Origin of the sequence: Pseudarthrobacter sp. SSS035, from assembly GCF_023273875.1 — a bacterium.
Lineage (GTDB): Bacteria > Actinomycetota > Actinomycetes > Actinomycetales > Micrococcaceae > Arthrobacter.
Genome location: NZ_CP096882.1, coordinates 4,137,919 through 4,161,286 on the forward strand (window position 1 = coordinate 4,137,919; position 23,368 = coordinate 4,161,286).

Annotated in this window: 22 protein-coding genes; 21 read left to right on the forward strand and 1 reads right to left on the reverse strand. The window is 66.1% G+C overall.

Annotation, left to right across the window (positions count from 1 at the left end):
• Positions 1–20: 20 nt before the first annotated feature.
• The 14 genes from aroC (at position 21) to MUN23_RS19275 (ending at position 12,901) form a co-directional block, all read left to right on the forward strand.
• Positions 21–1,220, forward strand: coding sequence for a chorismate synthase (gene aroC / locus MUN23_RS19210; RefSeq protein WP_058932358.1), 1,200 nt, complete (start codon positions 21–23; stop codon positions 1,218–1,220).
• Positions 1,220–1,789: a shikimate kinase gene (locus MUN23_RS19215; protein WP_256468651.1), complete on the forward strand. Its 570-nt coding sequence runs from the start codon at positions 1,220–1,222 to the stop codon at positions 1,787–1,789. The genes aroC and MUN23_RS19215 overlap by 1 nt, the downstream gene beginning before the upstream one ends.
• Positions 1,786–2,877, forward strand: coding sequence for a 3-dehydroquinate synthase (gene aroB / locus MUN23_RS19220; protein ID WP_248760455.1), 1,092 nt, complete (start codon positions 1,786–1,788; stop codon positions 2,875–2,877). Before MUN23_RS19215 ends, aroB begins: the two co-directional genes overlap by 4 nt.
• The gene (locus MUN23_RS19225; RefSeq protein ID WP_248760456.1) at positions 2,877–3,395 is read left to right on the forward strand and encodes a tetratricopeptide repeat protein; all 519 of its coding nucleotides are present in this window, start codon (positions 2,877–2,879) and stop codon (positions 3,393–3,395) included. The genes aroB and MUN23_RS19225 overlap by 1 nt, the downstream gene beginning before the upstream one ends.
• 177 nt (positions 3,396–3,572) lie before the next feature.
• Positions 3,573–4,136, forward strand: a complete 564-nt coding sequence (gene efp / locus MUN23_RS19230; RefSeq protein WP_056340266.1) for an elongation factor P — start codon at positions 3,573–3,575, stop codon at positions 4,134–4,136.
• A complete protein-coding gene (nusB, locus tag MUN23_RS19235; RefSeq protein WP_056340263.1) occupies positions 4,136–4,546 on the forward strand; it encodes a transcription antitermination factor NusB in 411 nt (136 codons plus the stop codon). Before efp ends, nusB begins: the two co-directional genes overlap by 1 nt.
• 126 nt (positions 4,547–4,672) lie before the next feature.
• Positions 4,673–5,407, forward strand: coding sequence for a GntR family transcriptional regulator (locus MUN23_RS19240; RefSeq protein ID WP_248760457.1), 735 nt, complete (start codon positions 4,673–4,675; stop codon positions 5,405–5,407).
• A gap of 97 nt (positions 5,408–5,504) precedes the next feature.
• Positions 5,505–6,506, forward strand: coding sequence for a sugar phosphate isomerase/epimerase (locus tag MUN23_RS19245; protein WP_248760458.1), 1,002 nt, complete (start codon positions 5,505–5,507; stop codon positions 6,504–6,506).
• An 8-nt stretch (positions 6,507–6,514) separates the two neighbouring features.
• The gene (locus MUN23_RS19250) at positions 6,515–8,305 is read left to right on the forward strand and encodes a dihydroxyacetone kinase family protein (RefSeq protein WP_248760460.1); all 1,791 of its coding nucleotides are present in this window, start codon (positions 6,515–6,517) and stop codon (positions 8,303–8,305) included.
• Positions 8,302–8,784 (forward strand): ribose-5-phosphate isomerase, encoded by a 483-nt coding sequence (locus MUN23_RS19255; RefSeq protein WP_248760462.1) that lies wholly within the window; start codon positions 8,302–8,304, stop codon positions 8,782–8,784. The genes MUN23_RS19250 and MUN23_RS19255 overlap by 4 nt, the downstream gene beginning before the upstream one ends.
• A 2-nt stretch (positions 8,785–8,786) precedes the next feature.
• Positions 8,787–9,755 carry a 3-hydroxyacyl-CoA dehydrogenase family protein gene (locus tag MUN23_RS19260; RefSeq protein WP_248760464.1) on the forward strand — a complete coding sequence of 323 codons (969 nt, stop codon included), beginning with the start codon at positions 8,787–8,789 and terminating at the stop codon, positions 9,753–9,755.
• 11 nt (positions 9,756–9,766) lie between these two features.
• A complete protein-coding gene (locus MUN23_RS19265; protein ID WP_058932366.1) occupies positions 9,767–10,534 on the forward strand; it encodes an SDR family NAD(P)-dependent oxidoreductase in 768 nt (255 codons plus the stop codon).
• 156 nt (positions 10,535–10,690) lie between these two features.
• Positions 10,691–12,049: an MFS transporter gene (locus tag MUN23_RS19270; RefSeq protein ID WP_248760466.1), complete on the forward strand. Its 1,359-nt coding sequence runs from the start codon at positions 10,691–10,693 to the stop codon at positions 12,047–12,049.
• Between the two features lie 6 nt (positions 12,050–12,055).
• Complete coding sequence (locus MUN23_RS19275) at positions 12,056–12,901, forward strand: triose-phosphate isomerase family protein (protein WP_248760468.1); 846 nt, start codon at positions 12,056–12,058, stop codon at positions 12,899–12,901.
• Between the two features lie 25 nt (positions 12,902–12,926).
• Here MUN23_RS19275 and MUN23_RS19280 read toward each other — a convergent pair whose 3' ends face one another.
• The gene (locus tag MUN23_RS19280) at positions 12,927–14,189 is read right to left on the reverse strand and encodes a PrsW family intramembrane metalloprotease (RefSeq protein WP_248760470.1); all 1,263 of its coding nucleotides are present in this window, start codon (positions 14,187–14,189) and stop codon (positions 12,927–12,929) included.
• Positions 14,190–14,289: 100 nt separating this feature from the next.
• Between MUN23_RS19280 and pyrR the strand changes: the two genes are divergently transcribed.
• From pyrR to pyrF, 7 genes are read left to right on the forward strand one after another with little or no spacing between them, the layout of a single operon-like run.
• The gene (gene pyrR, locus MUN23_RS19285; RefSeq protein WP_056340241.1) at positions 14,290–14,877 is read left to right on the forward strand and encodes a bifunctional pyr operon transcriptional regulator/uracil phosphoribosyltransferase PyrR; all 588 of its coding nucleotides are present in this window, start codon (positions 14,290–14,292) and stop codon (positions 14,875–14,877) included.
• Positions 14,874–15,944, forward strand: coding sequence for an aspartate carbamoyltransferase catalytic subunit (locus tag MUN23_RS19290; RefSeq protein WP_248760472.1), 1,071 nt, complete (start codon positions 14,874–14,876; stop codon positions 15,942–15,944). Before pyrR ends, MUN23_RS19290 begins: the two co-directional genes overlap by 4 nt.
• The gene (locus MUN23_RS19295) at positions 15,944–17,290 is read left to right on the forward strand and encodes a dihydroorotase (RefSeq protein ID WP_248760474.1); all 1,347 of its coding nucleotides are present in this window, start codon (positions 15,944–15,946) and stop codon (positions 17,288–17,290) included. The genes MUN23_RS19290 and MUN23_RS19295 overlap by 1 nt, the downstream gene beginning before the upstream one ends.
• Complete coding sequence (locus tag MUN23_RS19300; protein WP_248760475.1) at positions 17,290–17,820, forward strand: hypothetical protein; 531 nt, start codon at positions 17,290–17,292, stop codon at positions 17,818–17,820. Before MUN23_RS19295 ends, MUN23_RS19300 begins: the two co-directional genes overlap by 1 nt.
• A gap of 37 nt (positions 17,821–17,857) precedes the next feature.
• Complete coding sequence (carA, locus tag MUN23_RS19305; RefSeq protein WP_371875938.1) at positions 17,858–19,105, forward strand: glutamine-hydrolyzing carbamoyl-phosphate synthase small subunit; 1,248 nt, start codon at positions 17,858–17,860, stop codon at positions 19,103–19,105.
• Positions 19,105–22,449: a carbamoyl-phosphate synthase large subunit gene (carB, locus tag MUN23_RS19310; protein ID WP_248760476.1), complete on the forward strand. Its 3,345-nt coding sequence runs from the start codon at positions 19,105–19,107 to the stop codon at positions 22,447–22,449. Before carA ends, carB begins: the two co-directional genes overlap by 1 nt.
• On the forward strand, positions 22,442–23,308 hold the full coding sequence (gene pyrF / locus MUN23_RS19315) for an orotidine-5'-phosphate decarboxylase (RefSeq protein ID WP_248760477.1): 867 nt from the start codon (positions 22,442–22,444) through the stop codon (positions 23,306–23,308). Before carB ends, pyrF begins: the two co-directional genes overlap by 8 nt.
• Positions 23,309–23,368: the final 60 nt, after the last annotated feature.

Sequence of the window (23,368 nt, forward strand, 5' to 3'; positions counted from 1 at the left end):
TACGTGGCAGGATGGAAATTATGTTGCGTTGGTTGACTGCCGGTGAATCCCATGGTCCGGCCCTGATGGGAATTATTGAAGGCGTCCCCGCCGGTGTTGAACTCACCAGCGGGCAGATCGCCGATTCATTGGCACGCCGCCGCCTTGGCTACGGCCGGGGCGCCCGGATGAAGTTCGAGCAGGACGTCGTGACCATTCTCGGCGGCGTCCGCCACGGGCTGACCCAGGGCGGTCCGGTGGCCGTCCAGGTCGCCAACACCGAATGGCCCAAGTGGGAGCAGATCATGGCTGCCGATCCGGTGGATCCGGAAATCCTGGCCGACCAGGCCCGCAACGCACCGCTGACCCGGCCCCGTCCGGGCCACGCAGACTTCACCGGGATGCAAAAGTACGGGTTCACCGAGGCCCGCCCCGTCCTGGAACGCGCCAGCGCCCGGGAGACCGCCACGCGGGTTGCCATGGGCACCGTGGCGTCCCAGTTCCTCAAGGCGCTCGGCATCGAACTGGTCAGCCATACCGTCTCCATCGCCAGCGTGACCGTGCCCGAGGGCCGTCCGCTGCCCGTTCCGGCCAACGTGATTGCGCTCGACGCCGATCCTTTGCGCTGCTTTGACCGCGAGACCTCCGATGCCATGGTGGCAGAGGTTGACGCCGCCCACAAGGAAGGCGAAACCCTGGGCGGTGTGGTGGAGGTCCTCGCGTACGGACTGCCGCCGGGACTGGGAAGCTACGTCCACTGGGACCGCCGGCTTGATTCGCGGCTCGCCGCCGCCCTCATGGGCATCCAGGCCATCAAGGGCGTCGAAGTGGGCGACGGTTTCCTGACAGCTGCGCGCCGCGGATCGGCGGCCCACGACGAGATCGTCAAGGACGCGGACGGCAAGATCATCCGGACCAGCAACCGGGCCGGCGGCATTGAAGGCGGCATGAGCATCGGCGACGTCCTGCGCGTGCGGGCGGCCATGAAGCCCATCGCCACGGTGCCCCGCGCCCTGCGCACGGTTGACGTCAGCACGGGGGAGCCTGCCAAGGCGCACCACCAGCGCTCCGACGTCTGTGCCGTGCCGGCTGCCGGCGTGGTGGCCGAGGCGATGGTCGCGCTGGTTCTGGCGGAAGCCGTCACCGAAAAGTTCGGCGGTGACTCCGTGGCGGAGACCGCCCGCAACATCAAGGGTTACCTGGACAACATTCCGGCATCCCTGGACTCGATCGGCCACTAGTGCCCGGGAGCCGTAAGGCCGGTGTGCCTGGCAACCGGCCCATTGTCCTCATCGGACCCATGGCAGTGGGAAAGTCCGCGATCGGCCACGAGCTGGCCAAGCTGCTGGACGTGCCCTTCGTCGATACGGATAATCTGATCGTGGACGCCCATGGCAGCATCGCCTCCATTTTTGCCGGCCGAGGCGAGCACGCGTTCCGGGAGATCGAGGCCCGGACCGTTGCCAGCGCGGTGGAGCATGCAGAAGGCGCGGCCAGCGTGATTTCCTTGGGTGGCGGCGCCGTGCTGGATTCCGGCACACAGCAGCTCCTGGGCCGCTGCACTGTGGTGTACCTCGAATGCGATGAGGAAACCGTGGCCGTCCGCATCGCCCGGAACTCGGGCCGGCCGCTGCTTGCCGGCGATGCCATGGCCCGATGGTCCGCCCTCTTTGTTACCAGGAAACCCGTTTACGAACGGCTGGCCGACCTCGTGGTGGATGTCCGCCATGGCTCGGTCAGCGAGCTGGGACACCGGCTCGAAGTTGCGCTGCGTGATTACGCGGCCGCCAAACAGGAAGTTGAAAATTGAGCGTTGATTCAACAGTCATCAAGGTCACCGGCGAATCCGCTGGGCAGAATTACGACGTCGTAGTTGGCCGCGGTCTGCTGGGGAACCTTCCGGCGTTGCTGGGGGAGCGGGTCCGGCGTGTGCTGGTCATCCATCCCCGTGCGTTGCGGCTCACCGGTGACACTGTCCGCGACGAGCTGGCTGCAGCGGGTTTCACCTCGCTGACCGCGGAAATCCCGGACGCCGAAGAAGGCAAGCATATCCAGGTCGCCGCGTTCTGTTGGCAGGTCCTGGGCCAGAACGATTTCACGCGCTCCGACGCCATAGTGGCAGTGGGCGGCGGCGCCGTCACCGACCTGGCCGGTTTTGTGGCGGCTACCTGGCTCCGCGGCGTGAAGGTCATCCACATGCCCACCAGCCTGCTGGGCATGGTGGATGCTTCCGTGGGTGGAAAGACCGGCATCAACACGGCTGAGGGCAAGAACCTGGTGGGCTCCTTCCACCCCCCGGCCGGCGTGCTGGTGGACCTGGACACCCTGAACACGTTGCCCAGGAATGAAATCATTTCCGGCATGGCTGAAGTCATCAAGTGCGGCTTCATCGCAGATCCGGCCATCCTTGACCTGGTGGAAAGGGACCCGGCGGCGGCCACCGACCCCGGATCGGACGCCCTGCGCGAACTCATCGAACGCGCCATCGCGGTCAAGGCCAAAGTGGTTTCGGAAGACCTCAAGGAATCCGGGCTCCGCGAAATCCTGAACTACGGCCACACCCTGGGGCACGCCATTGAACTGGTGGAGCGGTACTCCTGGCGGCACGGCGCGGCAGTGTCGGTGGGCATGATGTTCGCCGCTGAACTTGCCCGCAGCGTTGGCCGGCTCAGCGACGTGGACGCCGACCGCCACCGCAGCATCCTGGAAACACTGGGCCTCCCGGTCACATACCGGCGGGACCGCTGGCAGGGGCTGCTGGACGGCATGCGGCGCGACAAGAAATCACGCGGGGACCTCCTGCGCTTTGTGGTCCTGGACGGCATCGCCAAGCCGGGCATCCTGGATGTCCCGGACACGTCCCTGCTCTTCGCGGCCTACCAGGAAATCGCCTCCTGATGCAGGGCAACGTGGCGGGCACCAGCGACTGGCCCGAGGCTGGCTTCCCCGGAATCCGGATCAACCCGGTCTCCCTGCTGCCGGAGATCATCAACGAGGACGCCTGCCGCGCGGCCCTGGCGGCGTCCACGGACCCGTCAGACCAGATCTTCGTCCTGATCGTGGAGGGGCATGCTGCGGAGGCGGCCGAACTGCTTGCAGAGGCCCGCTTCAAGGACCCTGAGTCCTTCCGGCTCCGCACGTTCGAGGCCGAGGTGCTGCGCGTCTCCCACCGTACGGACCGTGCCCTTGACCTTTTCCGGCAGCTGCTCGCGGAGTTCCAAGGCACTGACCGTGAAGCCCTGGTCCTGCAACACCTGGGCAAGACCCAATACGCCGCCGGACACACGTCCGCCGCGGTGGAAGCCTTTGCCCGTGCGCTGGATCTTCGGGTCGCACAATCGGCTGATGCCGCACAGATCTACTCGTCCACCGTGGCGCTTCAGCGGGCCCGCGACGTCCTGGATCTTGCCTGCTGACAGGCCTGTCACGTTCTGGGGTGGGTGGCCGGGAGGCCCGGACGCAAGCCGCCCTGGTTTTACCGGTAGAATGGTTCTTGGATTTTTGATAAACACGCGCTGGCGGGCCGTTCGGCTTGCCTGGCCGGCATAGAACGTCTGACAACTGACCAGACAGATAGAAACCAGAGGATACCAGTGGCAACCACTAACGACATCAAGAACGGAACGGTCCTGAAGCTCGAGGGCCAGCTCTGGAACATCATTGAATTCCAGCACGTCAAGCCCGGCAAAGGTGGCGCGTTTGTGCGGACCAAGATGCGGAACGTGATGTCTGGCAAAGTTGTAGACAAGACGTTCAACGCCGGCCTTAAGATCGAGACCGCCACGGTTGACCGTCGGGACTACCAGTACCTGTACCAGGACGGTGCCGACTTCGTGTTTATGGACACCTCGGACTTCGACCAGCTCACCGTCTCCGGTGCCACTGTTGGCGACGCCACCAACTTCATGCTGGAGAACCAGATGGTGAACATCGCCATCCACGAAGGCAACCCGCTCTACATCGAACTTCCGCCCAGCGTTGTCCTCGAGATCACCTACACCGAGCCTGGCCTGCAGGGCGACCGCTCCTCAGCCGGCACCAAGCCCGCAACCCTGGAAACCGGCTACGAGATCCAGGTTCCGTTGTTCGTCGAGAACAACACCAAGGTCAAGGTCGATACTCGCGACGGCAGCTACCTCGGCCGGGTCAGCGAGTAGTGAGCGCACGCGGTAAGGCCCGTAACAGGGCACTGGATGTCCTCTTCGAAGCTGAGCAGCGCTCGGTTTCCGCCTTCGATGTACTCAGGTCCCGGCGCGAACTGACCGACCAGATCGTGAACCCGTACACCTTGGAAATCGTGGAGGGCGTGGTCTCCCAGCAGACCGCCATCGACGAGTTCCTCGAGACCTATTCCCAGGGCTGGACCCTGGAACGCATGCCTTCGGTGGACCGCATCATCCTGCGGATCGGCACCTGGGAACTGCTGTACAACGACGACGTTCCCGACGGCGTCGCGGTCAGTGAGGCAGTGGCACTGTCCAAGACGCTCTCAACGGATGAATCGCCGTCGTTCATTAACGGCCTCCTCGGCCGGCTGCAGCAGCTGAAGCCCTCCCTCTTGGCCTGAGCTGTTACGGCGCGGGCCAAGAGCCCGCGCACGGCGTCGTGAAGAGCCCCGGCCAGGTCCACCTGGCCGGGGCTCTTTGCGTCCCAGGAAACGATCGCTGACCGGCGCTTCCTATAGGATCTGACTATGCAAAACGCGTCCACAGGCCCCCGCGCCGGCAGCAGTACAGATGACCGGACCGGCCCCCGCAGGACCGGCCGCGCGGTCAGCCGCGAGGTGCTGGCGGACCACGTTTACGCGGAGCTCCTGGCCTCCCTTATGGATGGCCGGCTGGCGCCCGGCGCCGTCGTCAGCATTGACGGGACGGCCCGCGAGCTGGACGTTTCTCCCACTCCGGTCCGCGAGGCCCTTGCACGGCTTGAGCACACCGGAATGGTCCGGAGGGTGGCGCTGAAAGGCTACCGCGTGGCTCCCGTTTTTACGCAGGAGGATTTTGCGGAGCTGATGGAGGCGCGGTTGGCAATCGAGCCCGTCAACGCCCGGCTGGCCTGTGAACGCATCAACCAGCATGGCCTGGCCGAGCTCGGGAAGGCCGTCGAGGACCTGAAATCCGCACCTCGGGGACCTTCGTTTGCCGAGTTCAAGGACTACCTCGAGGCGGACGAGCGGTTCCACCAGCTGATTGCGCGGCAAACCGGGAACCAGTTTATGGAGGCCGCCTACTCAGCCCTCGGGGGACAGGTCCAACGGTTCCGGCTCTTTGGTGGCGTTGGCATTACGGATGCCGATTACGCCATCGCGGAACACGAGGCAGTCCTGGCTGCCGTGACTACCGGCGATCCCGACAAAGCAGCCGCAGCCATGGCGGACCACATCCGCAAGGTCCGTTCCCGGGCCATTGCCGACGCCGCGGAAAGCTAAACCCGGCCCGGGTGGGGCCGCTCAGTGATGTGATCTTGACAACTCTTTTTTGATAGTAGATCCTATAGGAAAGAGGATTGTGAAGGAGTGAAGCATCGTGGCTTACACAGCTGAGAATTGGCCCATCACCGCAGCACTGCTGCAGTTTCCGGGAACAGACGCCAAGGGCACGCAGATCAACGACGCCGACCCGTCCAGTTGGGCGGAAGTCCTGACCGAGGTCAAGGAAGCCGGCTTCGCCAACGCTGACCTGACCGACAGCTGGGTCCGTCCCGGCGATCTGAGCAAAGAGCGGCTCGCCGAGTTCAAGCAGACCGCAGAGAATGTGGGCATCGGGATCCCGGTCATTTCCGCCATCCGCCGCAGCGTGATCCACGAGACGGACTGGGCCGAAAACCTCGCCTACAGCCACCGGACCATCGACGCAGCCGCCGAGCTCGGCTGCGAAGTAGTCTCCTTCGGACTGCACCAGGCCATTACCCCGGAGCAGCAGAAGCAGCTGTGGTTCTGGACCGTTGAGGGCTACAAGGACCCGGTGGGGGACAAGGAAGTGTGGGGCAAGGCAGTCTCCCGCATCCGTGAGCTGGGCAAGCACGCAGCAGACGCCGGCGTCCTGCTCTCCCTGGAGATGTACGAGGATACCTACCTCGGCACGGCGGACTCCTCGGTACAGCTGGTGCAGGACATCGGCCTGGCCAATGTTGGGCTCAACCCGGACCTCGGCAACCTGATCCGGCTGCACCGGCCCATCGAGGACTGGCGCGAAATGGTAGCCAAGACCATGCCGTACTCGAACTACTGGCACATGAAGAACTACATCCGGGACGAGGACGTGGCGCGGGACAGCTACATCACCATGCCCGCCCCGATGGAGAGCGGCCTCATCAACTACCGCGAAGCCTTCAAGGTTGCACTCGCCGCCGGCTACCAGGGCATCATCTGCGCCGAGCACTACGGCGGGGACGGCCTGAGCGTTACGGCACGCAACCAGGAATACCTCCGCCGCCATGTGCTGCCGAAGCGGGACGGCTACGCCCTGGGCCAGAGCCAGGTGTCACAGGGGCGGCAACAGCCCGCCGCGGAACTGGCAGGAGTCTAGGAAGAGCCATGACGCAGATCTTTGACAATCCCGCTGATTTCGCGGATGAGGCGCTTGACGGCTTCGTGGCTGCCAACCGCGCATACGTTGCCCGCGTGGACGGCGGTGTGGTCCGCTCGACTGAGGTGCCCGCCGGCCAGGTCGCACTCGTCGTCGGCGGCGGCTCCGGCCACTACCCGGCCTTCGCCGGCCTGGTCGGTCCGGGGCTGGCAACAGCCTCCGCCTGCGGCAACATGTTCGCTTCACCGGCCGCAGGGCAGATTTACCGCGTGGCCAAGGAGGCAAATGCCGGCGGGGGAGTGCTGCTGAGCTACGGCAACTACGCGGGCGACGTCCTGCACTTCGGCCAGGCGCAGCTGCGCCTGAACGCCGAAGGCATCGAGACCCGCACGGTCACCGTCACGGACGACATCGCCAGTGCACCACTGGACCAGATCGGCAAGCGCCGCGGCATCGCCGGCGACCTCACGGTGTTCAAGATTGCCGGCGCCGCCGCCGAAGCGGGCCTGAGCCTGGACGAGGTGGAACGGCTCGCCATCAAGGCCAATGACCGCACTCGTTCCCTGGGCGTGGCCTTCGACGGCTGCACCCTGCCCGGCGCCGCCGAACCGCTCTTCCACGTGCCCGAAGGCCAGATGTCCCTGGGCCTGGGCATCCACGGGGAACCGGGCATCTCGGAACATCCCATGCCGACGGCGTCCGAACTCGCCGAACTGCTGGTCTCGCGCCTCCTCGCGGACACCCTGGATCACCGCGGAAGCCGCGTGGTGGCCATCGTCAACGGCCTCGGTACCGTCAAGTACGACGAACTTTTCCTTTTGTTCGGCAAGATCGAGAAACTCCTCGTCAACGCCGGACTGACCGTGGTGGAACCGGAATGCGGCGAGTTGGTCACGAGCCTGGACATGTCCGGGCTATCCCTCACGCTGCTCTGGCTGGATGAGGAACTCGAACACTACTGGGCCGCGCCAGCAGACTCACCGGCCTACCGCAAGGGCAACCTGGCTCCGCGTGCCCGCCGCCAGCTGACCGGACCGGAAGACGCCGTGGCCGGCGACGTGGAAGAAACGACGGCGGCAGCAGCGGACCTGGGCCGGCTGGCAGCCGCCGTGCTCGCCCAAGTGCGGGACGTCGTCGTCGAACACGAAGAGGAACTGGGCAACCTGGACGCCATAGCCGGCGACGGCGACCACGGCATCGGCATGCGCCGCGGCGTGGAGGCAGCAGCCGACGCCGCGGCACAGGCCGCAGCGTCCGGCGCATCGGTGGGACGCGTGCTTGAAGCAGCCGGCGAAGCCTGGAGCGAACGGGCCGGCGGCACCTCAGGCGCACTGTGGGGATCTGCGGTCATCGCGTCCGGACTTGCCCTGGGCAGCCGGGAAACCTACACCAATGAGGACGCGATTGCCGCCGTGACCGCATTCGTGGGCGCCATTACTGAACTCGGCAAGGCCGAGCCGGGCGACAAGACCATGGTGGACGCGCTCCTGCCTTTCCGGGAGGCGTTCCTCGGGGAGTTCGACGGCGGCTCCACACTGGCCCAGGCCCTCACCGTTGCCGCCTCCGCTGCCAGGGCGGCGGCTGCGAAAACGGCGGAACTGCGCCCGCTCAAGGGCCGCGCCCGTCCGCTGGCCGAAAAGAGCCTCGGGCACCCTGACCCCGGCGCGGTCTCCTTTGGACTGATCGCCGAACGGATTGCCGCATACATCCACTCTGGCCTGGCGGAGCCAAACTTCACGGAGCCAGGGCTGGTCCATTCTGAACTGGCTTACGCGGCCGAAAAAGGAGCAACAACATGAACACCCACGCAGGTTGGCGCATCGTCATCGGCAACGATGAGGCCGGCGTCGAGTACAAGGAAGCACTGAAGGCGCTGCTCACGGCAGACAGCCGCGTTGCCTCCGTGCTGGACATCGGGGTTGGGGCCAACGATGCCACCGCCTACCCGCACGTCGCGGTCAATGCCGCCCGCAAGGTGGCGGACGGCGAGGCGGACCGCGCGCTCCTCATCTGCGGAACGGGACTGGGCGTGGCCATCGCGGCCAACAAGGTACCCGGAATCCGTGCAGTGACGGCCCACGACAGCTATTCCGTGGAGCGCTCCGTCCTTAGCAACAACGCCCAGGTCCTCACGCTGGGCCAGCGGGTCATCGGCCTGGAGCTCGCCAAGAAGCTCGTGGGCGAGTGGCTCGAGTACCGCTTTGATGAAAGTTCAGCGTCCGCCGACAAGGTCGACGCCATCTGCTCCTATGAGCCCGAATACACGAAGGCAGTCTGATCATGACCACAACACCCAACAGCGCACGCAAGATCGCCGTCGTCGGATCGGGATACATGGGTGGCGGTATTGCCCAGGTCCTGGCACTGGGCGGAGCCCGGGTTGCCCTGGCCGATGTCTCCGCCGCGGTGGCGCAGGACAACTATGAGCGGCTGCTGGCCGAATCGGACCAGTTCGTCGCCGACGGCCTGTTCCCCGAGGGTTCAACGGCCATCCTCAAGCAGAATCTGTGGGCGGCCAAGGACATCGAGGAAGCCGTGGCGGATGCCGACTTCATCGAAGAAGCCGTGCCCGAAGTCATCGCCATCAAGCACCAGACGCTGGCGCGGATCAGCGCCGCCGCCCGGCCGGACGCCGTCATCGGTTCCAACACGTCAACCATCTCCATCGCGGAGCTGTCCGAGCCGGTCGCCAACCCGGAGCGGTTCCTGGGCGTGCACTTCTCCAACCCGTCCCCGTTCATCCCTGGTGTGGAAATCATCCCGCATGCCGGCACTTCGGCCGCCACCATCGGTGCCGTCCGGGACCTGGTCCATGCCGCCAACAAGCAGACCGCGGTGGTCAAGGACGTCACCGGATTCGTCCTGAACCGCCTGCAGTACGCCCTCTTCCACGAGGCCGCGCAGCTCGTGGAGCAGGGAATCGCCACCGCCGAGGACGTGGACACCCTGGTCCGCACCACCTTCGGCTTCCGCCTGCCGTTCTTCGGTCCGTTCGCCATCGCAGACATGGCCGGCCTGGACGTCTACAACTTCTGCTACAAGTCACTGCAGACCGAGTTCCCGGAACGCTTCGCCACGCCCAGGATCCTGAGTGACCTGGTGGAAGCAGGCAAACTCGGCACCAAGACCGGCGCCGGCTTCCTCAACGTCCCGGCCGAACGCACCCCGGAACTCATCGCCTACCGCAACAGGGCCTACGTGGCCATGCAGAAGCTCATCGACGAGCTCGGCCCGGCCCCCATCAACTAAGGAGCATTTCCATGGCCACTTTCCCCGCTGAACGCACCGCCATCATCACCGGCGCCGTCTCCGAACGCGGTATCGGCCGCGCCACGGCCGGGTACCTTGCCGCCCAGGGCTGGAACATCGGCATCATCGACCTGGATGACGCCCAGTCCCAGGCCACCGCCAAGGAAATCGCCGCGCAGTACGGCGTGAAGGCCCACGGCGTCGGCGCCAACATCGGCGACGAAGCATCCGTCCGCGCAGCCATCGACTCGATCGAAGCAGAGCTGCCGCAGGTCGTCGCACTGGCCAACGTGGCCGGCGTCAGCTCACCTGTTCCGTATCTTGAACTGGACGCCGCTGAATGGGACCGCGTTATGAGCATCAACCTCAACGGTGTCCATTACGCCACCCGCCGCGTCGCTGAATCCATGGCGAAGAACCGGATCGGACGCATCGTGAACATCTCTTCAGTGTCCGCCCAACGCGGCGGCGGCACCTTCTCCAAAACGCCGTACTCCGCGGCCAAGGCTGGGGTCATCGGCCTGACCCGCGCCACCGCCCGCGAGCTGGGGGAGTACGACATCACGGTGAACGCCATTTCCCCCGGCCCCGTCGACACGGACATCATGGGCGGCACCCTCAGCCAGGAACGCAAAGACGAACTCACCAAGGACCTCGTGGTCAACCGCGTCGGTTCCACACGCGACATCGCAGCAGCCATCGCCTTCCTCATCAGCGAGGACGCCGGATACATCTCCGGCCAGACGCTGAACGTGGATGGCGGACTCTACATGCACTAGGAAGGACCACCATGGGCTCCTGGACCAAGGAACGCAGAATCTACCTGGCCGTGGGCGTGTTCGCCTGCCTGGTCGGCGCAATACTCATCGCCTTCTCGCTTTAATCGCTCCACCTTCCACTGATTTGCTCACCTGCTTACTCAACGAGGAGTTTGAATGACTGTCACCACTGGAACAAACGCCACCAAGGAGTTGCTGGATTCACCGGTCCTCAAATCTGCGATCTCCAAAGCCTCCTTCCGGCTGATGCCCATGCTCGTCATCCTGTACGTCGTGGCATTCCTGGACCGCACCAACGTGGGCTTCGCCGAGGCAGCACTGGAAGTGGACAGGGGCATCACCGCCGGCGCGTATGCCCTGGGCGCGGGCATCTTCTTCATCGGCTACGCCTTGTTCGAGATCCCTTCCAACCTGCTGCTGACCAAGTTCGGTGCCAAGATGTGGCTGGCCCGCATCGCCATCACGTGGGGCATCGTCTCCGCCTGCTTCGCTTTCGTCCAGGGCGAGACGTCCTTCATCATCCTGCGCTTCCTGCTCGGTGTGACCGAGGCCGGCCTGTTCCCGGGCGTCATCATGTTCCTGGCGGCCTGGTTCCCCAACAAGGTCCGCGTCAAGATGTTCGCCATCTTCTACCTGGCCCAGCCGTTCTCCCAGATGATGGGGGCCCCGCTGTCGGGGTGGCTCATCAACATCGGCGACCAGGTTCCCGGCGTTGCCGGCTGGCAGGTCATGTTCTTCGTTGAAGGCATGCTGGCGGTACTCGCCGGTATTGCGGCGTACTTCTTCCTCATCAATACCCCGCAGGACGCGAAATTCCTGGACAAGGACGAGAAGAAGGCGCTGCTGGACGTTATGGCCCTCGAGGACGGGGTCAAGGAAAAGGACGGCCCCCGCGGTGTCGTCGCCGCCATGAAGAACCGCAAGGTCTGGTACTTCACCGCCATCTACTTCTGCCTCCAGATCGCCGTCTACGGCGTGACGTTCTATCTGCCGCAGCAGGTGGCACAGCTCACCGGGCAGAAGGTGGGCATCGAAGTGGGCCTGCTAGCGGCCATCCCATGGTTCTTCGGCATCTTCGCGTGCTACTTCATCGGCAAGGCGGCAAACACCATCGTCCGCCGCCGCGTTTGGGGCACGGGCCTGTTCATCTCCACCGGCCTGTGCATCTTCGGCTCCGCCTGGGCGGGCTCCAATCACCTGCCGGCGCTGGGCATCATCTTCATCACCTTGGCGGTGTGCAGCTTCCTCTCGATCGGTCCCATCGCGTGGTCCTACCCGACGGCGTTCCTCACCGGAACGGCGGCCGCTGCGGGCATCGGCCTGATCAACTCGCTGGGTAACCTGGGCGGTTTCGTGGCCCCCATCCTGCGGACCACGGTCAATCAGGTCACCGCATCGGACACCGGCACCATGGGCGTGTACGCCCTGGGTGTCCTTCCGTTCGTGGCGGCGATCATGATGTACGCCACCAAGAGGTTCCGCAACAAGGCCGACGATCTGCTCGACAACAAGTGACCGGCCATGACTGAATGCAGCAGCGCTGACCAGAGCGGCACCCCGGAGATCCTCTACATCGGCGTCAGCACCAAGATGTACATGGGATACCGGGACTGCCTGGACTGGCTCGCCCGCATACAGCATGAAGTGGACTCCCGTCCGGCCCTTGCGGCCGGGCGGGTGGTCCCGTTTGTGATCCCTTCCTTCCCGGTCCTTCCGGCCGCCGGTGGCGTCATCTCAGGATCACCGCTTCTGCTGGGGGCCCAGAACTGCGGCTGGGCGGACGGACCGTGGACAGGTGAGGTGTCGCCGTCGCTTCTGGCCGAGCTTGGGGTAAGCCTCGTGGAGATCGGCCATGCCGAACGGCGGCGGCACTTCGGCGAGGACAACACCATGATCGCCCGGAAAGTCAGGGCAGCCGACGACGCCGGCATCACCCCGCTGCTGTGCGTGGGCGAGGAAACACGCAATGAAAAAAGCGGGACCGGAGCCAGCGGAGCGGCGGCATTTGTCCATCAGCAGATAGACGAGGCGGTCGGCGGTGATTGGGACTTGGCATCCCGGCTCATGATCGCCTACGAACCGGTCTGGGCCATTGGAGCAACGGAGCCCGCCGACGCAGGCTACGTCGCCGCCGTCGTGCGTTCACTGCGGACGCTGCTGGCCGCCCATTCGCACGGGGCAGGCGACGCGTTGGGGGACCCGCCAGTTATCTATGGCGGGTCGGCCAAGCCAGGGCTGCTGCCCGCGCTCGACGGCGTCTCCGGGCTCTTCCTGGGCCGGTTCGCCCACGATGCGGCGAACTTCGGCAAAGTCCTTGATGAGGCACTGTCAATGACGGCTTTGCAGGAGGCTCTCCGGGGAACCTAGCCGGAGGAACCGAACAGCGCCCACGTCAGCCCGCGACGGCGGCGCGCAGGGACAGAATCAGCTGCAGCTGCTGCTGCTCCTCCATCTGGTGAAGCCGGACGTCGCGGCCGCTGAGGATGCGCTGCCGGATGAAGGCGAGCTGGGTGGCAGCGTGGAGGAACGCCTTCATCTGCGGGCGGCGTTGGTAGCCGGCCGCCCACTGCAGGGCGGTCCGCCGGCCGCGCGGGGTGGCCAGCAGTTCCACCTCGGCGGGGCTGAACCAGCCAGCCGCGGAGTATTCCATCAGCCGTTGGCGGGTGAGCCGGTTTTCAGCGACGCGGAGGAGGATGATGCCCACAACGGCCAGCACAAAGATGGGCACCTGGATCAGGATGTATTCCGCCAGGAACCCCGCGCCCATGCTGTTCCACCGGTTATGCAGCAGCATCGCCGGGATCAGTCCGATGAGAAAGGCCAGCACCGAGGCTCCGGAGTGCCAGCGGCGGGCGGCGAAACCCATGATGAGGCCGGTGGTTCCCGTGAAGATGGCATGGGCGAAGGGTGACATCACGCCGCGGAGGAGGAAGATCTGGGCCAGATCCGTTCCCGGGTTGGCGGATTCGGCGATGGCCCGTCCAAAGTAGAGGATGTTTTCGGTGAACGCGAAGCCGCCGGCGATGGTGAAGGCGAAGACTATGCCGTCCACCGGACCGTCGAAGTGTTTGCGCGCCAGCAGCAGGATCAGCAGCAGGCCCAGGGACTTGGCGAACTCCTCCACCACGGGCGCCTGGACGGTGGCCATAAACGTCTGGAAGTCAGCCACCTCGCTGAACTGGAAGGTCAGGGCAAAGAACGGCTGGATGAGCAGCGTGACCGCGATGGACACCGCAGCTCCCCAGGTGAACGCGAAGACCAGGAGCCGCTTGGGTTCCGGTTCCCACCGGTCGATCAGATAGACCGCAAGGAGCACCGCGGACAGCGGGATCAGTGACAGCACAAACCCCGCCAGGAACCCGCCCACGCCGGTGTTGGCTACTAGGAACGGCACCACCAGGAACAGGCTCAGGAAGACAAGGGCGGCGCCGCCCACCGTGAGTGCCAGGAGGCCTGCGGGCCGCCGGCCAGCCAGGGTTGCCTGTGGAGGCCCCAGCGGCGGCAGCTGGGCCGCGTTGGATCCGGGTGCGGGCCGGTAGTACTCAGGTTCAACCCGGCCCATCCAGCTGGGGTTCGCCTGTGTGGGGAAAGGATCCGGTGGGCCGGCCGGCCCACCGGCCTGGCCGGAACCCGGCTGATGAGGGTGCATGGACATACTGGAAGCCTATGATGCCCCTGCCGATGTGGTAATTTTGAAACGCAAATGATCCTTTTTTAATTCCGTCCCGAGAGGCGGGGAAAGGGGAGACGAGAGTTTGACTTCTGTCACAAACGCACCGGTTCCAGCCAGGGTTGTCCTCAACCAGGCGGACATTGACCGTGCACTCACTCGAATCGCCCACGAGATCCTTGAGGCCAACAAAGGGTCCAAGGACCTGGTCCTGCTGGGCATTCCGCGCCGCGGCTACCCGCTGGCCGTCCGCCTCGCACACAAGATTGCGGCTGCGGACCCCACCGTGGACGCCACGGCCATTGTCGGGCAGCTGGACGTCACCATGTTCCGCGATGATCTTTCCCACCAGCCCACCAGGCCGCCGTACCCCACACAGCTCCCGCGCACGGGAATCGATAACAAGGTTGTGGTGCTCATCGATGATGTCCTGTACTCCGGCCGCACCATCCGTGCCGCCCTTGACGCCATCATCGACCTCGGCCGTCCCCGGATCGTCCGGCTGGCTGTGCTGATCGACCGCGGCCACCGTGAGCTGCCCATCAGGGCGGACCACGTGGGCAAGAACCTGCCCACCTCGTCCGCCGAGAAGGTCCGGGTCCGCCTTGAGGAAACCGACACCGCCGCCGACGGCTCCGTTGTCAACGAAGTGGTTATCGAGGGCGGCGCGTGAAACACCTCCTCTCCACTGAAGACCTCAGCCTGGCCAACGCCATCCGCATCCTCGACACCGCCGAGGAAATGGCTGCCGTCGGGGACCGCGAAGTCAAGAAGCTCCCGGCCCTCCGCGGCCGCACCGTGGTGAACCTCTTCTTCGAGGACTCAACCCGCACGCGGATCTCCTTCGAAGCGGCCGCCAAGAGGCTGTCCGCCGACGTCATCAACTTCGCCGCGAAGGGCTCCTCCGTCTCCAAGGGCGAATCCCTCAAGGACACAGCCCAGACGCTTGCAGCCATGGGCGCGGACGCCGTCGTGATCCGGCACTGGGCCTCGGGCGCGCCGCACCGGCTCGCCGCGACGGACTGGATCGACGCCGCCGTCATCAACGCCGGCGACGGCACCCACGAACACCCCACGCAGGCCCTCCTGGACTCCTTCACCATGCGCCGGCACTGGTCAAAGCTGGCGGGCTCCTCGTCCATCGGGGCAGACCTCAAAGGCATGCGCGTAGCCATCGCCGGGGACGTCCTGCACTCCCGCGTTGCCCGCTCCAACGTCTGGCTGCTCCGCACGCTCGGCGCCGAAGTCACCCTCGTGGCGCCACCCACCCTGCTGCCCATCGGCGTCGAACACTGGCCGTGCAAGGTCAGCTACGACATGGATGACACCCTGGCGCAGGGTGTGGACGCAGTGATGATGCTGCGCGTGCAGGGTGAGCGGATGAACGCCTCGTTCTTCCCCTCCACGCGCGAATACTCGCGCCGCTGGGGCTTTGATGACAACCGGCTCCGGGCCCTGGATAGCCTGGGACTGAAGGACACCATCATCATGCATCCCGGACCCATGAACCGTGGCCTGGAGATTTCTTCCGCCGCCGCCGACTCGCCCCGTTCCACCGTGCTTGCACAGGTGCGCAACGGCGTCTCCGTCCGGATGGCCACCCTCTATCTGCTGCTCTCCGGGGATACCCGCGAACCAACCGCCTCCGCGGGCGCGGCCACCAACACAGCCCGCGCCAACATAGCCCACACCAATGCAGCGCGTTCAAACGCCGCCCATTCCACCAAGGAGAGCAACTGATGGCAGAGAACAACGGAACCTACCTGATCCGCGGTGCATCGATCCTGGGCGCCGGGGCCGAGGACCTGCTCATCAGTGACGGCGTCATCTCCGCCCGGGGCGCAGCCGCTGCCACCCACAAAGACGCGGACGGCGCCACCGTCATCGAAGCCGCCGGCCTGGTGGCACTGCCCGGCATGGTGGACGTGCACACACACCTGCGCGAGCCCGGCCGCGAAGATGCCGAAACCGTCGAGACCGGCACCCGCGCCGCCGCACTGGGCGGCTTCACCGCGGTCCACGCCATGGCCAACAGCAACCCGGTGGCGGACACGGCCGGTGTGGTGGAACAGGTCCACAGCCTGGGCCGCGCGGCCGGCTGGGTGGACGTCCGTCCCGTCGGCGCCGTGACCGTCGGCCTGGCCGGCGAGCAGCTCGCCGAACTCGGTGCCATGGCAGATTCCCGTGCCCAGGTCCGCATGTTCTCCGACGACGGCCTCTGCGTCCACGATCCCGTGCTGATGCGCCGCGCCCTGGAGTACGTCAAAGCGTTCGACGGCGTGGTGGCCCAGCACGCGCAGGAACCCCGCCTTACCGCCGGGGCCCAGATGAACGAGGGCGCCGTCTCCGCCGTCCTCGGACTCACCGGCTGGCCGGCAGTCGCCGAGGAGAGCATCATCGCCCGTGACGTCCTGCTGGCGCAGCACGTTGACTCCCGCCTGCACGTCTGCCACGTCTCCACTGCCGGCTCCGTGGAGATCATCCGCTGGGCCAAGGAACGCGGCATCAACGTCACCGCCGAGGTCACCCCGCACCACCTCCTGCTCACCGACGACCTGGTCCGCAGCTACAACCCCGTCTACAAGGTCAACCCGCCGCTGCGGACCGATGCTGACGTGCAGGCGCTGCGCGCCGGCCTGGCTGACGGGACCATCGACGTGGTGGGCACCGACCATGCCCCGCACCCGAGCGAGCACAAGGAATGCGAGTGGGCGCAGGCCGCGATGGGCATGACCGGGCTGGAAACCGCTCTGTCCGTAGTGCAGCACACCATGATCGAGACCGGCCTCATGACCTGGGCCGATTTTGCCAGGGTGACCTCCACGGCCGCGGCGCAGATCGGCCGGGTGACGGACCAGGGCCGTCCCCTGGACGCCGGCGAACCCGCCAACATCATCCTTGTGGATCCCGCAGCCCGCTGGACCGTTGACCCTGCCAAGATGGCAACCATGGGCCGCAACTCCCCGTTCGCCGGCCTGGAGCTGCCGGGCAAGGTGGTGGCCACCTTCTACAAGGGCCACCCCACCGTCCTGGACGGCCAGCTCAACACGCCGTACCGCGAACCGGCTGCGGCAGGCGCCTCCTGATGGACACCAAACTCCTTACCGGCCTCATCACGGCCGCGGTCATCGCCGTCGTCCTGCTGATGATCTGGGCAGGCTGGCGCAACCGCCTCAGGCGGCAGGCCGACGTCGGCCGGTTGCCCGACGTGCCAGAGGCGCCCGGCGTGCCGCTCGTCGGGGCCGACGGCCAGTACGTTGCGTCCACCACCGCCGGAGACTGGCTGGACCGGATCGCGGTACACCGGCTTGGCATCCGGACCAATGCGGTCCTCAGCGTGTACCCGCATGGCGTCCTCTTCGACAGAACCGGTGCGCCGGCGCTCTACATCCCGGCCGGCAGCCTGACCGCCGTCCGGCAGGAAAGCGGCATGGCCGGAAAGTTCGTGGAAAAGGACGGGCTCCTGGTCCTCACCTGGGACCTCGGGACCCACGAACTCGACACGGGCTTCCGGACCCGCCGGGCCGCCGACAAGGACGCCCTCTATGACTCCCTTCAGCAATTGATCGCCGCCGCCCCCCAGGAACATTCCCAGGATCCCCAGAGTGGAAAGTAAGACAGTGACAGACTCCAACGAAGTGTCAGAAGCAGTAGTGACAGAAACAGCGACAGCAAAAGCAGAGACTGCGGCACCAGCAGCCCTTTCCACCACAGTTCCCACACCGGCGGTGCTGGTCCTGGAGGACGGCCGCATGTTCCGCGGCACCAGCTACGGCGCGCAGGGCACGGCCCTGGGCGAAGCGGTGTTCGCCACCGGCATGACCGGCTACCAGGAAACCATCACCGACCCCTCCTACGCCCGCCAGCTGGTGGTGCAGACGGCGCCGCACATCGGCAACACCGGTGTGAACAGCGAGGACGCCGAGTCCCGCCGCATCTGGGTGGCCGGCTACATCGTCCGCGACGCCGCCCGCCGCCCCTCCAACTGGCGCTCCGAACGCTCCCTGGACGAGGAGCTCATCGGGCAGGGGATTGTCGGCATCCAGGGCGTGGACACCCGTGCCATCACCCGCCACCTGCGTGAGCACAAGACCATGCGCGCCGGCATCTTCTCGGGTGCGGCCGCCAAGGCCACGGACAAGGAACTCGTTGACGCGGTCCTGGCCAGCGCCCCGATGGAAGGTGCCCGTCTGGCCGAGGAAGTCAGCGTCAGCGAAGCCTATGTGGTGGACCCCCAGGACCACGGCTGGGACGGCGAGGCGCGCTTCAGCATTGCCGCGATCGACCTCGGCATCAAGGCCATGACGCCCATCCGCTTCGCCGAGCGCGGCGTCCGCGTCCATGTCCTGCCGGCAACCTCCACCCTCGAGGACGTCAAGGCCGTCAACCCGGACGGCTTCTTTATGTCCAACGGCCCGGGCGACCCCGCCACGGCAGACGCCCAGGTCAAGCTGCTCCGGTCCGTCCTGGACGAGAAGCTGCCGTACTTCGGCATCTGCTTCGGCAACCAGATCCTGGGACGAGCCCTGGGCTTCGGCACCTACAAGCTCCCCTACGGCCACCGCGGCATCAACCAGCCCGTCCTGGACCGCCGCACCGGCAAAGTGGAGATCACCTCCCAGAACCACGGCTTCGCCGTGGACGCACCGCTCGACGGCGCCACGCAGGCTCCCGAGGAGCGCTACGGCCGCGTTGAGGTTAGCCACATCAGCCTCAACGACGACGTCGTCGAAGGCCTCGCGTGCCTGGACATCCCGGCCTTCTCGGTGCAGTACCACCCGGAAGCCGCAGCCGGCCCGCACGACGCCGCCTACCTGTTTGACCGTTTCATCGACCTGATGGCCGTCACCAAAACCGGCTCAGAGAACACCACCGATTCCAAGACTGAGGACAAGAAGTAATGCCCAAGAGAACTGACCTTAAGAGCGTCCTGGTCATCGGTTCCGGCCCGATCGTGATCGGCCAGGCCGCGGAGTTCGACTACTCCGGCACCCAGGCCCTGCGTGTCCTCAAGGAGGAGGGCCTGCGGGTCATCCTGGTGAACTCGAACCCGGCCACCATCATGACGGACCCCGAGTTCGCCGATGCCACCTACATCGAGCCCATCACTCCCGAGGTGGTGGAGAAGATCATCGCCAAGGAGCGCCCGGACGCCATCCTGCCCACCCTGGGCGGCCAGACCGCGCTGAACACGGCCATCGCGCTGGACAAAAACGGCGTGCTGGCCAAGTACAACGTGGAGCTCATCGGCGCGAACATCGCGGCCATCGAGCTTGGCGAGGACCGTGAAAAGTTCAAGGGCGTGGTGGAACGCTGCGGCGCCGAATCGGCCCGCAGCCACATCATCCACACCATTGACGAGGCTTTGGCCGCGGCCGAGGACCTGGGCTACCCGATGGTGGTCCGCCCCTCGTTCACCATGGGCGGCCTCGGCTCCGGCCTGGCCTACAACGAAAACGACCTGCGCCGCATCGTGGGCCAGGGCCTGCAGTACAGCCCCACCACCGAGGTGCTGCTCGAAGAGAGCATCCTCGGCTGGAAGGAATACGAGCTTGAGATGATGCGCGACAAAAACGACAATGTCGTGGTGGTCTGCTCCATCGAAAACTTCGACCCCGTGGGCGTGCACACCGGCGACTCCATCACCGTGGCACCGGCGCTGACCCTGACGGACCGCGAATACCAGCGTCTGCGCGATATCTCCATCGCCGTCATCCGTGAGGTGGGCGTGGACACCGGCGGCTGCAACATTCAGTTCGCCATTGAGCCGGACACCGGCCGGGTAGTGGTTATTGAAATGAACCCGCGCGTGTCCCGTTCCTCCGCCCTGGCATCCAAGGCCACCGGCTTCGCCATCGCCAAGATCGCCACCAAGCTCTCCCTCGGCTACACCCTGGACGAGATCCCGAACGACATCACGCAGAAGACCCCGGCGTCCTTCGAACCCACCCTGGACTACGTGGTGGTCAAGGTTCCGCGCTTCGCCTTCGAGAAGTTCCCGGCTGCGGATGACACCCTCACCACCACCATGAAGTCCGTGGGCGAAGCGATGGCCATGGGCCGCAACTTCACCGAAGCGCTGCAGAAGGCCCTGCGCTCCCTGGAACAGAAGGGCTCGCAGCTGGACTTCAGCTCCGTCCCCGAATGGGAAGTCGCGGAGCTGATCGAGAAGTCCAAGCGGCCCACCACGGAACGCCTGCACCAGGTCCAGCGCGCCCTGCTCGGCGGCGCCACCGTGGAACAGCTGTTCGAAGCCACCAAGATCGACCCCTGGTACCTGGACCAGCTCCAGCTGCTCAACGGGATCTCCCACGAGATCCGCCAGGCCGGAGCCCTGACCGTGGAGATGCTCAAGCGCGCCAAGCGCCACGGCTTCTCGGACGAGCAGATCGGGTCCCTCACGCACAACTCCGAAGCCGTGGTCCGCGGTGTCCGGCAGGCCCTCGGGATCCGTCCGGTCTACAAGACCGTGGATACCTGCGCCGCCGAGTTCGCCGCCTACACCCCGTACCACTACTCGTCCTACGACGAGGAGGACGAGATTGCGCTGCACTCCAAGCCCTCCATCCTGATCCTCGGCTCCGGCCCCAACCGCATCGGCCAGGGCATCGAGTTCGACTACTCCTGCGTCCACGCCTCCATGGCGCTGCGCAAGGCCGGCTACGAAACCGTGATGGTCAACTGCAACCCGGAGACGGTCTCTACCGACTACGACGTCTCCACCCGCCTCTACTTTGAGCCGCTGACCCTGGAGGACGTCCTCGAGGTCATCGCCGCCGAGGAACGCACCGGCGGCGTGATGGGTGTCTTTGTGCAGCTCGGCGGCCAGACGCCGCTGAAGCTGGCGCAGCAGCTGGCCGACGCCGGCGTCCCCATCCTGGGCACGTCCCCGGAAGCGATCGACCTCGCCGAGCACCGCGGCGAATTCTCCCGCGTGCTCGACAACGCCGGGCTGATCGCCCCGAAGAACGGCACGGCGGTGTCCTTCGACGACGCCAAGAAGATCGCCGACGAGATCGGCTACCCCGTCCTGGTCCGCCCGTCCTACGTGCTCGGCGGCCGCGGCATGGAAATCGTCTACGACGAGCCGAACCTCTCCCGGTACATCGCCAACGCCACGGAAATCACCCCGGACCACCCGGTGCTGATCGACCGGTTCCTGGAGGACGCCGTCGAAATCGACGTCGACGCGCTCTTCGACGGCACCGACATGTACCTGGGCGGCATCATGGAACACATCGAGGAGGCCGGCATCCACTCCGGCGACTCCGCGTGTGTCCTGCCTCCCATCACCCTGGGCAACAACGTGATCGAGCGTGTCCGTACGGCAACCCGCGCCATCGCCGAGGGCGTGGGCGTCCGCGGCCTGATCAACATCCAGTTCGCGCTGGCCTCGGACGTTCTCTACGTGCTCGAAGCGAACCCGCGGGCCTCCCGCACTGTGCCGTTCGTCTCCAAGGCGACCGGCGTCCAGATGGCGAAGGCTGCCGCGCTGATAGGCACGGGTGTCACCATCCACCAGCTCCGGACCGCCTACAAGATGCTGCCGGAAACCGGTGACGGCTCCACCCTGCCGCTCGACGCCCCGGTCTCGGTCAAGGAAGCCGTCCTTCCGTTCAGCCGCTTCCGCACCCCGGAAGGCAAAGTTGTGGACTCGCTGCTCGGCCCGGAAATGCGGTCCACCGGCGAAGTCATGGGCATCGACAAGCACTTCGACACCGCCTTCGCCAAGAGCCAGGCAGCCGCCAACAACGCCCTGCCCACCGAAGGCAAGATCTTTGTCTCCGTGGCCAACCGGGACAAGCGGGCGGTCATCATGGCCGTCAAGCGCCTCTCGGACCTCGGCTTCGAGATCGTCTCCACCGGCGGCACCGCCGACGTCCTGCGCCGCAACGGCATCCAGGCCAGCACGGTCCGCAAGGTCGCCGAGGGCAGCAGTGCCGAAGGTGAGGGCACTATCGCAGACCTCGTTATCGCCGGCGAGATCGACATGGTCTTCAACACGCCCTCCGGCGGCGAAGCCCGCAGCGACGGTTACGCCCTTCGCGCCGCCGCGACCTCCATCGGCATCCCCTGCATCACCACGGTGGCCGAGTTCAACGCGGCGGTGCAGGCCATCGAGGCGATGCGCACCTACGAGTGGTCAGTGACCAGCCTGCAGGAGCACGCCGCCGCCCTGGTGGCGTCCCAGAAGGCAGCTGCGGAGAACGCGGCGGCCGAGTCTGCGGTTTCGCAGAATGCCTGAGGCCGCCTCCACACCATCAAGCCCCGCGCGGGAGTCCTTCGGCTCCCGGCTCGGGGCGGCCATGGCGGCCCGCGGGCCGCTGTGCGTGGGCATTGACCCGCACCCGGCTCTCCTGAAGGACTGGGGACTGGCCGACGACGCCGCAGGGCTGAGGCGGTTTTCGCTGACGGTCCTGGAGGCTGTCGGTTCGCTCGCTGCCGCGGTGAAGCCGCAGGTGGCGCTCTACGAGCGCCACGGTTCGGCCGGGATGGCAGTCCTGGAGGAAGTGCTGGCCGCCGCCGATGGCCAGGTGCTCACCATTGCTGACGCCAAGCGGGGGGACATCGGCTCCACGATGGCTGCCTACGCGGACGCCTGGCTGCGGGACGGCTCGTCCCTGGCAGCCGACTCCGTGACCCTCAGCCCGTACCTGGGGTTTGAGTCGCTCCGCCCGGCCCTTGACCTGGCAGCGGACTACGGCCGGGGCGTATTTGTCCTGGCGTTGACCTCCAACCCGGAGGGGGCTTCCGTTCAGCATGTGGGCGGAGCCGACTCCGTGGCCCGGCGGATCGTCGAGGCGGCAGCGGCAGAGAACAGCCGTTATGCCGGCAGCCTGGGGTCCGTTGGACTCGTCGTCGGCGCCACCGTGGGGTCAGCGTTGACTGACCTGCACCTGGACCTGCCGGCGGTCCGCGGGCCCATCCTGGCTCCCGGGCTGGGCGCCCAGGGGGCCACACCGGCAGACCTGCGCCGGACCTTCGGTGCCGCGTACCCGCAGGTCCTGGGGACGTCCAGCCGGGATATCCTGGCTGCCGGTCCAGGGACCCAGGGTCTCCGTGATGCTGCGTTGCGCACGCTTGAGGGGCTCCGCGGCAAATAGGCGCCCTCAATGCTGGCATCCATTGATTCGCCGCCCACCAAGGGGTAGGTTTCAGGACAA

Coding starts and splice junctions, on each gene's coding strand:
- aroC (WP_058932358.1), top strand. CDS start 21: ATGTTGCGTTGGTTGACTGCCGGTGAATCCCATGGTCCGGCCCTGATG.
- MUN23_RS19225 (WP_248760456.1), top strand. CDS start 2,877: ATGCAGGGCAACGTGGCGGGCACCAGCGACTGGCCCGAGGCTGGCTTC.
- MUN23_RS19240 (WP_248760457.1), top strand. CDS start 4,673: ATGCAAAACGCGTCCACAGGCCCCCGCGCCGGCAGCAGTACAGATGAC.
- MUN23_RS19250 (WP_248760460.1), top strand. CDS start 6,515: ATGACGCAGATCTTTGACAATCCCGCTGATTTCGCGGATGAGGCGCTT.
- MUN23_RS19255 (WP_248760462.1), top strand. CDS start 8,302: ATGAACACCCACGCAGGTTGGCGCATCGTCATCGGCAACGATGAGGCC.
- MUN23_RS19260 (WP_248760464.1), top strand. CDS start 8,787: ATGACCACAACACCCAACAGCGCACGCAAGATCGCCGTCGTCGGATCG.
- MUN23_RS19265 (WP_058932366.1), top strand. CDS start 9,767: ATGGCCACTTTCCCCGCTGAACGCACCGCCATCATCACCGGCGCCGTC.
- MUN23_RS19270 (WP_248760466.1), top strand. CDS start 10,691: ATGACTGTCACCACTGGAACAAACGCCACCAAGGAGTTGCTGGATTCA.
- MUN23_RS19275 (WP_248760468.1), top strand. CDS start 12,056: ATGACTGAATGCAGCAGCGCTGACCAGAGCGGCACCCCGGAGATCCTC.
- MUN23_RS19280 (WP_248760470.1), bottom strand. CDS start 14,189: ATGTCCATGCACCCTCATCAGCCGGGTTCCGGCCAGGCCGGTGGGCCG.
- MUN23_RS19295 (WP_248760474.1), top strand. CDS start 15,944: ATGGCAGAGAACAACGGAACCTACCTGATCCGCGGTGCATCGATCCTG.
- MUN23_RS19300 (WP_248760475.1), top strand. CDS start 17,290: ATGGACACCAAACTCCTTACCGGCCTCATCACGGCCGCGGTCATCGCC.
- carB (WP_248760476.1), top strand. CDS start 19,105: ATGCCCAAGAGAACTGACCTTAAGAGCGTCCTGGTCATCGGTTCCGGC.
- pyrF (WP_248760477.1), top strand. CDS start 22,442: ATGCCTGAGGCCGCCTCCACACCATCAAGCCCCGCGCGGGAGTCCTTC.